Origin of the sequence: Enterobacter sp. RHBSTW-01064 (genome assembly GCF_014103035.1) — a bacterium.
GTDB classification, from domain to species: domain Bacteria; phylum Pseudomonadota; class Gammaproteobacteria; order Enterobacterales; family Enterobacteriaceae; genus Enterobacter; species Enterobacter mori.
The window spans coordinates 440,397-451,571 of record NZ_JABXOU010000005.1; the positions used below are offsets into that span (position 1 = coordinate 440,397).

General features: G+C 56.0%; 13 protein-coding genes and 1 riboswitch. Of the genes, 6 read left to right on the forward strand and 7 right to left on the reverse strand.

Annotated features, from left to right (window positions below; translation table 11 throughout):
• Window positions 1–88: 88 nt before the first annotated feature.
• Window positions 89–1,354, reverse strand: coding sequence for a maltoporin (locus tag HV355_RS17415; protein WP_010429455.1), 1,266 nt, complete (start codon window positions 1,352–1,354; stop codon window positions 89–91).
• A gap of 269 nt (window positions 1,355–1,623) precedes the next feature.
• On the opposite strand from HV355_RS17415, the gene HV355_RS17420 reads away from it, so the two are divergent.
• Window positions 1,624–2,700: a LacI family DNA-binding transcriptional regulator gene (locus tag HV355_RS17420; protein ID WP_010429458.1), complete on the forward strand. Its 1,077-nt coding sequence runs from the start codon at window positions 1,624–1,626 to the stop codon at window positions 2,698–2,700.
• A gap of 42 nt (window positions 2,701–2,742) precedes the next feature.
• Here HV355_RS17420 and HV355_RS17425 read toward each other — a convergent pair whose 3' ends face one another.
• Window positions 2,743–3,744, reverse strand: coding sequence for a magnesium transporter (locus HV355_RS17425; protein ID WP_089598404.1), 1,002 nt, complete (start codon window positions 3,742–3,744; stop codon window positions 2,743–2,745).
• Between the two features lie 60 nt (window positions 3,745–3,804).
• Window positions 3,805–3,974: riboswitch (M-box (ykoK) riboswitch) on the reverse strand.
• Between the two features lie 159 nt (window positions 3,975–4,133).
• Between HV355_RS17425 and HV355_RS17430 the strand changes: the two genes are divergently transcribed.
• The gene (locus HV355_RS17430; protein ID WP_182402832.1) at window positions 4,134–4,637 is read left to right on the forward strand and encodes a DedA family protein; all 504 of its coding nucleotides are present in this window, start codon (window positions 4,134–4,136) and stop codon (window positions 4,635–4,637) included.
• A 1-nt stretch (window position 4,638) separates the two neighbouring features.
• On the opposite strand, the gene HV355_RS17435 is transcribed toward HV355_RS17430, so the two are convergent.
• Window positions 4,639–5,388, reverse strand: coding sequence for an SDR family oxidoreductase (locus HV355_RS17435; RefSeq protein WP_108416060.1), 750 nt, complete (start codon window positions 5,386–5,388; stop codon window positions 4,639–4,641).
• A gap of 100 nt (window positions 5,389–5,488) precedes the next feature.
• Between HV355_RS17435 and HV355_RS17440 the strand changes: the two genes are divergently transcribed.
• The gene (locus HV355_RS17440) at window positions 5,489–5,848 is read left to right on the forward strand and encodes a helix-turn-helix domain-containing protein (protein ID WP_182402834.1); all 360 of its coding nucleotides are present in this window, start codon (window positions 5,489–5,491) and stop codon (window positions 5,846–5,848) included.
• 1 nt (window position 5,849) lies between these two features.
• On the opposite strand, the gene HV355_RS17445 is transcribed toward HV355_RS17440, so the two are convergent.
• Both HV355_RS17445 and HV355_RS17450 read right to left on the reverse strand, forming a co-directional pair.
• Complete coding sequence (locus tag HV355_RS17445) at window positions 5,850–6,644, reverse strand: SDR family oxidoreductase (protein WP_182402835.1); 795 nt, start codon at window positions 6,642–6,644, stop codon at window positions 5,850–5,852.
• 125 nt (window positions 6,645–6,769) lie between these two features.
• The gene (locus HV355_RS17450) at window positions 6,770–7,213 is read right to left on the reverse strand and encodes a helix-turn-helix domain-containing protein (protein ID WP_148399646.1); all 444 of its coding nucleotides are present in this window, start codon (window positions 7,211–7,213) and stop codon (window positions 6,770–6,772) included.
• A 151-nt stretch (window positions 7,214–7,364) separates the two neighbouring features.
• Here HV355_RS17450 and agp point away from each other — a divergent pair, with 151 nt between their 5' ends.
• Complete coding sequence (agp, locus tag HV355_RS17455; protein ID WP_010429482.1) at window positions 7,365–8,606, forward strand: bifunctional glucose-1-phosphatase/inositol phosphatase; 1,242 nt, start codon at window positions 7,365–7,367, stop codon at window positions 8,604–8,606.
• Window positions 8,607–8,641: 35 nt separating this feature from the next.
• Here agp and HV355_RS17460 read toward each other — a convergent pair whose 3' ends face one another.
• A complete protein-coding gene (locus tag HV355_RS17460; protein ID WP_008499832.1) occupies window positions 8,642–8,869 on the reverse strand; it encodes a YccJ family protein in 228 nt (75 codons plus the stop codon).
• Window positions 8,870–8,889: 20 nt separating this feature from the next.
• The gene (wrbA, locus tag HV355_RS17465; RefSeq protein ID WP_010429487.1) at window positions 8,890–9,486 is read right to left on the reverse strand and encodes an NAD(P)H:quinone oxidoreductase; all 597 of its coding nucleotides are present in this window, start codon (window positions 9,484–9,486) and stop codon (window positions 8,890–8,892) included.
• A gap of 392 nt (window positions 9,487–9,878) precedes the next feature.
• Here wrbA and HV355_RS17470 point away from each other — a divergent pair, with 392 nt between their 5' ends.
• Both HV355_RS17470 and HV355_RS17475 read left to right on the forward strand, forming a co-directional pair.
• Window positions 9,879–10,049 (forward strand): general stress protein, encoded by a 171-nt coding sequence (locus tag HV355_RS17470; RefSeq protein WP_001273664.1) that lies wholly within the window; start codon window positions 9,879–9,881, stop codon window positions 10,047–10,049.
• Window positions 10,050–10,166: 117 nt separating this feature from the next.
• Complete coding sequence (locus HV355_RS17475) at window positions 10,167–11,087, forward strand: DMT family transporter (protein WP_182402837.1); 921 nt, start codon at window positions 10,167–10,169, stop codon at window positions 11,085–11,087.
• The last annotated feature ends 88 nt before the right edge of the window (window positions 11,088–11,175 follow it).

The window sequence follows — 11,175 nt, forward strand, 5'->3', positions numbered from 1 at the left end:
GCCAAAGTAATGGCTATCCCAAAGCAGTAAAATAGACTGCAGGTTGTTGGAGATACGATAACGATTAACGCAAATTATGAATTAAGACTTACCACCAGGCCTCGACCTGCACACCAAAGTTCCAGGTATTGTTGGCCGTGCCATCCTCGAAGGATTGCCCTTTTTCGGAGTCATTCAGATAGGAGGCGAAGACGCGCAGTTCAGGACGTGACATAAACTCAGGACCGTCTGCCAGGCCCAGCGCGAGGGTGTACTTCTCGCCGCTCTGCTTGTACTTAGTGCCGTCGGTATAAGTATCTTCCTGGTAGAATCCGCCCACTTCGCCAATCAGACGCACGTATTCGGTGAACTGATACTGTGCGCGCCCCACCAGCGATACCAGGCGTGATTTGTCCGTATACTGCGTGGTGTCGTCTGCCGAGCCCCATGTCAGGACGTGGTTAAAGGAGAACTTGTCGGTAATCGGAATTAAGCCGGTGTTAATCACGCGGTAGCCGGTGGCGTCGTTCACGTAGTTCCACATGTCGTACCAGCCCCCACCCTGTGACACCATGTTCTGGGCCAGACCTTTATTGGCGTACTGCAGCACCAGCTTGTTATAGCCGCCAAACATATCCTGGCTGATCTCACCGGTGACCATCACGCCGTTATCGGCCTCGTACAGCCCGCCGTACTCTTTCTGCTTGTTGGTCGGGTTTGGCATGGCGTAATCAATACCCACTTCCGTCCACGCGCCCGCCCACGGCTTCCAGCCCGCATAGCGAAGGTCGATGTAGTTGATGTTAACGTCGCTGTCGCCATCCACGCGATAGTCCACGTCGTTAGCATCGCCGCGGATCCACGCAACGGAGACTGCGCCCGGGCCAAGCGTGTAGTTCTCGATACCCGCACCGGAGCCGGAAATATTCCAGTATTTGGTATCAATGATGTGCAGGTCATGGCGCTGGTAGTAGCGCTTACCGCCCCAAATTACCGCATTGGGATCTCCGGGGATCAGCCCCTTGATCTGCAGGTTAAGCTGGCGCAGGCCGAACTGGGCATCGTCATCTAAGGTGGTTTCATTGTCGTTGGAGCCGTCTGATACCATGCTCACCATGCTGTCGAGATAGAAACTGACGTCGTTCTTTTTGTATACCTCGGAGCCTAGCTCCAGCTCGCCGTAGGTGTCGGCCTCGTTACCCAGACGGCCAATTTTGTTTTTTTGCCACTCCTCCATCCCACCATCCCGTGAGACGCCCACGCCGGAGCGAAGATATCCATGAAAATCAATCGGTACTGAAGACGCTGCAAACAGCGAAGGCGATGCCAGCGCGGCAGCCAACGCAACAGATACAGAGCGGATCGTCGTGTTCATTGTAACCCTCTTATTGTTTTGTAATACGTTCACAAATCCGCTGTCATAAAATGCCTAAACCCGTTGGCTGGCAATTACACGATCTGAAATGTGTGATTAACTGCAAATAAAATAGACAATTTTGTTACGAGTAATGAGATTGGACACAAATTATGGCATTGTGAGCGTCATACTTTTTGATGGTGTTATGCCCGCAGCGAGAGGGTGACAAGCGTTTTTTTTCAGCACCCCTGTTACAATCAGCGCATAACAACATAAGGAACCGGACCATGAAGTCGAAAAGCGCAACGTTAGAGGACGTGGCACGCCATGCGGGCGTCTCCTATCAGACCGTGTCCAGGGTACTGAATAAGTCTGCCAATGTATCCGACGCCACGCGCAGCAAGGTGGAGAAATCCATAGAGTTATTGCGGTATGTACCCAACCGACTGGCTCAGCAACTGGTGGGCAAGCAGAGCCAGACCGTTGGGCTGGTGACCATTTCGCTGGCGCTGCACGCGCCTTCGCAGGTTGCGGCGGCTGTGAAACGCTATGCCAATGTGGAAGGCTACCAGGTACTGATCTCAATGATTGATGAGAACGTCAACCACAGCATCCAGGATTCCATCAACGAGCTGAAATCCCAGCTGGTGAGCAAAGTGATCATCAACGTGCCGCTGGAGGCTGAAGCGGCGCAGAAAATCGCCACCGACAACGATGACATTGTCTGCCTGTTCCTCGACGTGGACCCGTACAGTTCCGTGTTTAACGTTTCGTTTAACCCGGCGGACGGCACCCGCGCCAGCGTCAAATATCTTTACGAACTGGGGCATCGCGACATTGCCCTGCTGGCGGGGCCGACGTCTTCCGTCTCGGCGCAGCTGAGGCTGAAAAGCTGGATCGAGACCCTGAAGGGCTACGGCCTGGAGCCAGCATCGGTCATTCGCGGCAACTGGGATGCGCAAAGCGGTTATTCGGGAGCGTTGCAAATGCTGCGGGAGACGGCGCAGTTTACCGCCGTGCTGGTGGCTAACGACCAGATGGCGCTCGGCGTGCTGAGCGCGTTCCATCAGCAGCAGATTTCAATTCCGGGCGAGAAGTCGGTGATTGGCTACGATGACACCTATGAAAGCTCGTTCTTCTACCCGGCGCTGACGACGGTATCGCTGGATTTAGATCTGCAGGGTAAAGAGGCGGTGCGCCGTATTCTCGACAGCGGTGAAGAGAATGCCCAGCGGATGTCCTCGATTTTACCTGCCCGTCTGGTGGTGCGTCAGTCCACCGGGCCAAAAGGGGAAAAGGGGAAAAACCTGCAGGCGCTTGCCCAGCAGTTGCGTGAGATCGCGCATCAGCTCGGCGATGCGTAGCGAAGTGAGCACCTCAATCACGTGAATGAGGTGCTCGCAAGCTTACTCTAGCCCCAGCGTGTACTGGGCAATTTTGAAGTAGATAATCAGCCCGGTCCCGTCAATCAGCGTGGCGATAAACGGTGCGGACACCACGGCAGGGTCGATCCGGCAGCGCTTGAGCACCATGGGGATCACGGACGACACAATCGCGCTCCAGAGCGTGATACACACCAGCGTCAGGCTGACGATAAGCGTGATCTCCAGGCCGATACCCATCATCCAGGCGCGAATACACCCGGCGATACCGAGCGTGGCGGCAATCATCAGCGAGGTGGTCATCTCTTTGCGCAGCACGCGCCCGACGTCGCGAAGGTGGACTTCCCCCAGCGCCATCGCGCGCACCAGCGTGGAGGTGATCTGCGTCCCGCTGTTGCCGCCCGTGCCAATCAGCAGCGGAATAAAGAACGCCAGTGCAATGGCGGACTCCAGCGCCTCCTCGAAGTGCTGGATCACCGAGCTGGTATACGCTTCCGCGACAAACAGCAGCAGCAGCCAGACGGAGCGTTTTTTCCACAGGCTAAAGGCGCTGGTTTCCAGATAGGGCTTTTCCAGCGGCAGCGTTGCACCCTGAAGCTGAGCATCTTCGGTGACGTCATCTTCCAGCAGATGGGCGATCTCGCGCTCGGTCAGGCAGCCGACCAGCTTGCCGTGGGTGACCACCGGCACCACATCCGCCCCGGCGTGGGCCAGCACGCCTGCCACGTCCGCACGTTCATCTTCGGGTTTAACCTGAATAAATTCCGAAATCATCAGCGCCTTAACGGACTGCAGCGTATCGGTAGTCTGCAAGAGTTTGCGCACGGCAATCATGCCCGCGAGGCGACCGTTATCTTCAATGAAAATATGCGACGGAATATCGTCGTCTTTTAATTTTTCGAAGAATTGCTCGCGCGCCAGCGCCACGCATAATGAAATATCAAGGACGATAAAGTCAGTATTCATATATTGCGCGATCGCGCTGTCATTGAATGCCAGATTTTGGTTGTGAATAGCGTAAGACATAGTGAATTCCCTTTGAATAATAACATCTCTCAGGGGCGAGCAAGACAGGGCATGTCGAAGAGGAGATCCCCACGTCCTGGGTTCAGCACTGTACACCGTATCCCGTAAGGGAAGTTATACTGACAAAGCCTTGATTCGACAGTGCCTGTTTTACCCTGTGCCGGTTCTCTCGAACCCACCAGAGCGATAACGTGTATTTGTACAGGAGCCTCGCCATAACGAGATCGTTGTAAAACGAGAGGGATAATACGCTTATTTCATTTTGCCGCTCAGAAAATTAAATAATGTTTAAGAATGGTTTAGGAGAGTTTTATTAATTAAACGTTGAGGGTTTATTTAAGGTGATTCATTTCTAATAAAGGATTAAATAATCAATGGAGGAGAGGAAAATGGCGTGGCTTGATAATCTGCTGAATCATTTTGCCCTCTATCCGGCACATCTTTTCGCGCTGTTATTCGTGATGGCGCTGAGTAAATCCACGGTGCTGGTCTCCTCCGTGCTGCCGCCCGCCTCGGTGATGCTGCTGGCGGGCATCAGCGTCGGCCAGGGGAGCATGCATCCTGCGCTGGCGTGGCTTGCCGTGGTGATGGGGGCAACGGCGGGGTCGGTGCTGAACTACCATATCGGCCAGCTGATGGGGCATACCCGGCTGGTCACGCGTTTCACGTCGAAGCACACCGATAAGTTCTTGCGGGTACAGCACCAGCTGCAAACGAACGGTGTCATCGTGCTGTTTACGTCGCGCTTTCTGGCGGTCCTGCGCTACATCGTACCGCTGGCAGCTGGGATGCTCAGGCTGAATGCAGCCAAGGTCTACGCCGTCAGCCTGCTTTCCGCCTGCGTATGGGCGGCGCTGTACGTCGGCGCGGTCACCGGCATCAGCGCCTTTTGATTTACAAACTTCCCATTCCGCCGTCCACCAGCAGCTCCGTTCCTACCGTATAGCTCGACTCGTCGGACGCCAGATAGAGCGCGGCTTTTGCCAGCTCCGTCGTCGAGCCCATTCTGCCGAGCGGGACCAGCTTGATGACCTCTGCCATCATCGCGTTAAGCGCCTCATCGCTTAGGCCCGTCTTCGTAAACGCCGGGGTTTCCACCGGACCGGGGCTCAGACCGTTGACGCGGATCCCGCGTGGCAGCAGCTCCGCCGACAGCGTACGCGCCAGAGACAGCAGGGCGGCCTTGCTCGCGGCATACACGCTGCTGGTGGGCAGGCCGATGCGCGCGCTCACGGAGCCGCAGAGAATAACCGACGATGGGTTATTCAGCAGCGGCAGCAGCGCCTGAATTAAAAAGAACGGTCCCTTCAGGTTGATGCCCATCAGGCGGTCCCAGGCATCCTCCTGCCAGGCTTCCAGCGGCGCGTGCGTCACGTCGCCAGCGTTGAGAAACACTGCATCGAGGCGCGGCCAGCGAGCGGCGAGAGTGTCCGCCAGCGCTTTTTGCGACGTGATATCTCCCGCATCGGTCGGGATCACCCAGGCCTTATCGCCAAGAATACGTTCTGCTTCGGCGAGGGTGTCCGGGTTGCGTCCGGTCACGGCGACGCGCGCGCCTTCGGCGATAAACGCCTGCGCGGTGGCAAGACCGATGCCGCTAGTGCCGCCGGTAATCAGCGTATATTTATCTGTTAAACGACCCATGTTCTTCTCCTGAAATGTCACTGGAGAAAGCACTATAGAAACGTTAGTATCGAAAGGAAACCAGGTACCAAATGGATACTAACGCGGCAAGAGGTGTGCTATGGCAGAAATGCTGGACGTGTCATGCGAAAAAAAATCTGAGGTTTACACCTGCCCAATGACGCAGTTTGTGAACCTGATTTCCGGTAAATGGGCGATCCCGATCCTCTATCGCCTGATTATCCTCAATACGCCCGTGCGGTTTGGCGAACTGCTGAGGGCGGCCGCGCCCATCACCCAAAAAGAGCTGACCAAACAGCTTCGCCTGTTTGAACAGCGCGGGCTGGTGACGCGGACGGTCTATCCGGAGATCCCGCCGCGCGTGGAGTATCAGATAACCGGCCTGGGGCTAACCCTTCAGGGTGCGCTTTCTCCGCTGGCCGCCTGGGTGAGCGAATACGGTGACCAGCTGGAGCGTTAGGCTAGCGTTTTACGTAGCGCGGTGCCGGAATGCCGGTGCGCGCGCTGTTGAACAGCTCAAGGCGCGCCACTTCGTAGCGCTCCCACAGGCCTGCGTCATGCATCGGGGGGATGGTGATCGGTTCGCCCTGATCCAGACCCGCCAGCGACGCATCGACCATATCGTCGGTGGTCATCACCGATCCTTCCGGCAGATCGTTCACCGTGACGCCTGAATGGCTCCAGATTTCTGTCGCCGTGGCGGCGGGCAGCACGGCCTGAATACGCACGCTGCTGTCGGCAAACTCTTCCTGTAGCCCACGGGTAAAGCTTAGTACCCACGCCTTGGTGGCGCTGTAGAGCGCGCTGCCCGCCCGCACGTGCAGGGCCAGCACCGACGCGATATTGATCAGCGTGCCGCGATTGTTCTGCGCCAGTCGGGGCAGGATGGCGTAGGTCAGACGCATCAGCGCCGTGGTGTTCAGGGTGTTGATGGCCTGATGCTGCGCCACGTCACCTGCGAGGAACGGCGCCATCTGGGCGGTGCCCGCGTTGTTAATAAGCGTGTCAATGGCGGTATTGCTGCGCAGCTTCTCTTCCACGGCGCGGATCCCGGTCTCGTCGGTGAGATCGGCCACCAGAATATCGACGGCCACGCCATAGCGCGCGCGCAGGTCGGCAGCGAGGGTTTTCAGGCGATCCTCGCGGCGGGCAACCAGTACCAGGTTAGCACCGCGCGCGGCAAGACGGTCAGCATAGACAGCACCAATCCCGGAAGAGGCGCCCGTAATCAGGGCGGTGGTGATTTGCGTAGTCATCGTGTGTTACCTCAAGACAAAGTGGGTTATTTGGTTTCAAGATGAAACTGAATTAACTTTCTGTCATTTGGTTTTATAATGCAACCATTTTGGTGAGCATTTTGTGCTTTTGCCATCGGGAACGATCAGGAGGGGAGTTTAGCCTCGATCTCTTCTGGCGTCAGTTCGCGCCCATCGTCGGCAATAAGCGCCAGCCTGCGCAGGGGTTTGCGCTGTTCGCTATCGACCAGCACGGTGCCGCATTCGTTTTCAGCAAACAAAAATTCATTCCCCCACTGGGACAGAGCAACCAGCACCGTTTGCAGGGCGCGCCCTTTATCGGTCAGGACATACTCCTGCCAGGCGCTGCCGTCGGACGCGGGCTGAAGCGTAAGAATGCCTTCGTCGACCAGCAGCTTCAGCCGCGTGGTCAGCATGTTTTTTGCGATACCGAGGCTTTTCTGGAACTCGCCGAAGCGTTTAATCCCGCGCAGCGCGTCGCGCACGATCAGCAGCGACCACCAGTCGCCGATGATATCCAGTGAACGGGCGACGGGGCAGGTGCTCTCTTCAAGGCGGGTACGTTTCACGGTCAATTCTCCGGTAGGGTGTGGTTTTATTATAAAACTAATTGGCACACACCGTAAGCACGTTAATCATCACTTTGAGAAATGCTTCCCGAAAAAGCTGTCACGAATGTGTCACACTCGCCGCAACAATAAAACGCGTGAGGAATAAGGGATGAGAAAAGCACTACTCGCAGTTGCAGTCGCAGGTACTCTTTCAGTGACCTTTGGCGCACAGGCGCAGGAGACGCCAGACGGATATCAGCTGGAGCAAGTTTTAATCATGAGCCGTCACAACCTGCGCGCGCCGCTCGCCAATAACGGCAGCGTGCTGGAGCAGTCCACGCCGAAGCAGTGGCCGGAGTGGGAAGTGCCGGGCGGTCAGCTCACCACCAAGGGTGGCGTGCTGGAAGTCTATATGGGCCATTACATGCGCGAGTGGCTGGCGCAGCAGGGAATGGTAACCACCGGAGAATGCCCTCCAGCGGATAGCGTTTATGCCTATGCCAACAGCCTGCAGCGCACCGTCGCCACCGCGCAATTCTTTATCACCGGCGCGTTCCCGGGCTGCGACGTTCCCGTGCACCATCAGGAAAAAATGGGCACCATGGATCCGACCTTTAACCCGGTGATTACCGATAACTCGCCGGAATTCCGTGAAAAAGCGCTGAAGGCGATGGAGACGGAACGGCAGAAAATGCAGCTTGGCGAAAGCTATAAGCTGCTGGAGCAAATGACGAACTACGCGGATTCTCCGTCCTGCAAAGAGAAAAAGGTCTGCTCGCTGGCAGACGCGAAAGACACCTTCAGCGCCGACTATGAAAAAGAGCCTGGCGTATCCGGGCCGCTGAAGGTGGGTAACTCGCTGGTGGATGCGTTTACGCTGCAGTATTACGAAGGCTTCCCGGCCGACCAGGTGGCCTGGGGTGAGATCAAGACTGACCAGCAGTGGCGTGTGCTGTCGAAGCTGAAGAACGGCTATCAGGACTCGCTGTTTACCTCCACCGAGGTGGCGCAAAACGTGGCGAAACCGCTGGTGAAATATATCGATAAAACCCTGGTCACCGAACAGGCGAAAGCGCCTAAGATCACACTGCTGGTGGGGCATGATTCGAACATTGCTTCCCTGCTCACCGCCCTGGATTTCAAACCGTATCAGCTGCACGACCAGCAGGAACGTACCCCGATTGGCGGCAAGATTGTCTTCCAGCGCTGGCATGACAAAAATGCCAACCGCGAGCTGATGAAAATTGAGTATGTCTACCAGAGCTCAGAGCAGCTGCGTAACGCCAGCGTGCTGTCACTGCAGTCGCCTGCGCAGCGCGTGACGCTGGAGCTGAAAGACTGTCCGGTGGATGCGAATGGCTTCTGCCCTGTCGATAAATTCAATGCGGTCATGAATAACGCGGCGAAGTAAATGAGAACCCCCCGCTGCGGCGGGGGGGGAAACGCTTAGACGTTTTTACGTTCGATGGTTTGCTCACCCCAGAAGAGCGAGTCTTTATCCGTTTTTTCGAAGGCGCGCACCAGCACCTCATCATTACCTTCCTCCCAAATCTGCTCGGCCAGCTTTTCATCGTATTTAGCGACTTCAAAGATAGCTTCGGCAATCTCCGGAGAGGTATTGCGTAAACTTGCCCATTCGCCCACGTGGTGAGCTTTGGATTCTTGAGTTGGCATGCTTGTCCTCCTGTTGGGTGTTAGCCGTTCAGTTTTTTGGCCAGACCCGCGACGTGTTCACCCTGATAGCGGGCGATAGCCAGTTCTTCATTGCTTGGCTGGCGTGAACCGTCCCCACCGGCAATGGTGGTTGCACCGTAAGGCGTACCGCCGCGCACCTGGGAAACGTCAAACAGCTCCTGCGCGCCGTAGCCAATCGGCACAATCACCATCCCATGATGAGCAAGGGTAGTCCAGGTTGAGGTAATCGTCTGCTCCTGACCGCCGCCGGTGCCGGTAGAGCTGAATACGCTGGCGAGTTTGCCGTAGAGCGCCCCGGATGCCCAAAGTCCGCCGGTTTGATCGAGGAAGGTGCGCATCTGACCCGACATATTGCCGAAGCGGGTTGGGGTGCCGAAGATAATGGCATCATAATCTGCCAGCTCTTGCGGGGTGGCGACCGGGGCGTTTTGCGTTTTCCCCCCGGCTTTCGCGAAGGCTTCCGCCTGCATGGTTTCCGGTACGCGTTTCACCACAACCTCCACGCCATCAACCCTGTTTGCACCTTCTGCTACCGCGTGAGCCATGGTTTCAATGTGTCCATACATGGAATAATAGAGCACCAGAACTTTTGCCATTTTGCATCACTCCTCGTTTGTTTTTTCTGACAGCGGATCGCTGCGTTCTTTTAAAGATATGCCATCACAGCCAGACTGCAAAAATGAACGGCATTTCTTTGATTTATAACAATATGATTACAAAGATGGCTTTGTAGCAAAATGAAACAACTTTCTCTCAGTCGAATTTTGAAATGATAAGAAAGGTTTATGAGTCACCGTCGCGTCGTCTCACCCAAAAGACTGAGATCATGTTGCAGAATATTACCTCTGGCTTGCTGGATAGCCGCATTCCACTAAGCTTAGTTTCACGCGGCACAGATAAAGGCACTGTCCTTGAGTCGCGAGGTGAAAGAATCCTCTTTTACTGAATGCAATATGATGTCTAATGTTTCACACTCTGGAGGTTAGAGATGGCAAACCATCGTGGTGGTTCAGGTAATTTCGCTGAAGACCGTGAAAGAGCATCAGAAGCAGGTCGTAAAGGTGGCCAGTCCAGCGGGGGTAACTTCAAAAATGACCCTCAGCGCGCATCAGAGGCTGGTAAAAAAGGGGGCAAAAACAGCCACGGCAGCAATAAGTAACACGCCGGGTTGAACCCCTGCCGCCGGGATTTCCCGGCGGTTTTTTTATTTCTGCAACATTGAACTGTAACCAAAGGCAACGCACACTAGAGAATTGATTTTAATTGCGAGTGCCGCATGTCTGTCTCACGCTTCAAATTCTCCGTAAAACCGCAGGAAGCCATCCTCATTCTCATCACCATGTTCTGGGGCGGGACGTTCCTGGCCGTTCAGTACGCGGTAACCCTTAGCGATCCGTTCTTTTTTGTTGGCCTGCGCTTTGCGACGGCGGCGCTTGCCGTTGGGCTGATTTCGCTTAAAACGCTGCGGGGGCTGACGCTTAAAGAGCTTAAGGCCGGCGTGGCGATTGGTGTGGCGATAGCGATGGGCTATAGCCTGCAGACGTGGGGTTTACAGACTATCTCCAGCAGCAAATCCGCGTTTATTACCGCCATGTATGTGCCGCTGGTGCCGCTATTGCAGTGGCTCTGCCTCGGCAGAATTCCGGGCCTGATGTCCTGTATTGGCATCGTGCTGGCGTTTATCGGTCTGATCTTACTGGCCGGGCCGGAAAATAACCTGCTGGCGCTGGGGCCGGGCGAAATCATCACCCTGATTGGGGCGATTGCCATTGCGGCGGAAATTATTCTGATTAGCGCCTGGGCGGGCAAGGTCGACGTTAAGCGGGTGACGGTGGTGCAGCTCGCCACGGCGTCGCTGGTGGCCTTCGCGACGATGGTTCCGGCAGGCGAGTCCGTACCGCCGATTTCCACCGGGCTGGTTGTGGTCGCACTGGGGCTGGGTATCTTCAGCGCCATTATTCAGGTCACCATGAACTGGGCGCAGCGCAGCGTATCGCCAACCCGTGCGACGGTGATTTATACTGGTGAACCGGTCTGGGCGGGCATTTTCGGGCGGCTGGCCGGGGAGCGTCTGCCGCTGCTGGCCCTGGTGGGCGCGGCATTTATCGTCGCCGGGGTGCTGGTGAGTGAGTTAAAGTTAAAAAAACGACGTAAGTCGATTGCCGGGTTGGGCGCTGAACAAGGGGCAGATAGCTAACAACGCGCACGCTGCCCGTTTTGCCCGGCGGCGCTTCGCTTGCACGGGCCTACAATTGGCATGTAGGCCGGGTAAGCGTAGGGTATGA

Coding starts and splice junctions, on each gene's coding strand:
- HV355_RS17415 (WP_010429455.1), bottom strand. CDS start 1,354: ATGAACACGACGATCCGCTCTGTATCTGTTGCGTTGGCTGCCGCGCTG.
- HV355_RS17420 (WP_010429458.1), top strand. CDS start 1,624: ATGAAGTCGAAAAGCGCAACGTTAGAGGACGTGGCACGCCATGCGGGC.
- HV355_RS17425 (WP_089598404.1), bottom strand. CDS start 3,744: ATGTCTTACGCTATTCACAACCAAAATCTGGCATTCAATGACAGCGCG.
- HV355_RS17430 (WP_182402832.1), top strand. CDS start 4,134: ATGGCGTGGCTTGATAATCTGCTGAATCATTTTGCCCTCTATCCGGCA.
- HV355_RS17435 (WP_108416060.1), bottom strand. CDS start 5,388: ATGGGTCGTTTAACAGATAAATATACGCTGATTACCGGCGGCACTAGC.
- HV355_RS17440 (WP_182402834.1), top strand. CDS start 5,489: ATGGCAGAAATGCTGGACGTGTCATGCGAAAAAAAATCTGAGGTTTAC.
- HV355_RS17445 (WP_182402835.1), bottom strand. CDS start 6,644: ATGACTACGCAAATCACCACCGCCCTGATTACGGGCGCCTCTTCCGGG.
- agp (WP_010429482.1), top strand. CDS start 7,365: ATGAGAAAAGCACTACTCGCAGTTGCAGTCGCAGGTACTCTTTCAGTG.
- HV355_RS17460 (WP_008499832.1), bottom strand. CDS start 8,869: ATGCCAACTCAAGAATCCAAAGCTCACCACGTGGGCGAATGGGCAAGT.
- wrbA (WP_010429487.1), bottom strand. CDS start 9,486: ATGGCAAAAGTTCTGGTGCTCTATTATTCCATGTATGGACACATTGAA.
- HV355_RS17470 (WP_001273664.1), top strand. CDS start 9,879: ATGGCAAACCATCGTGGTGGTTCAGGTAATTTCGCTGAAGACCGTGAA.
- HV355_RS17475 (WP_182402837.1), top strand. CDS start 10,167: ATGTCTGTCTCACGCTTCAAATTCTCCGTAAAACCGCAGGAAGCCATC.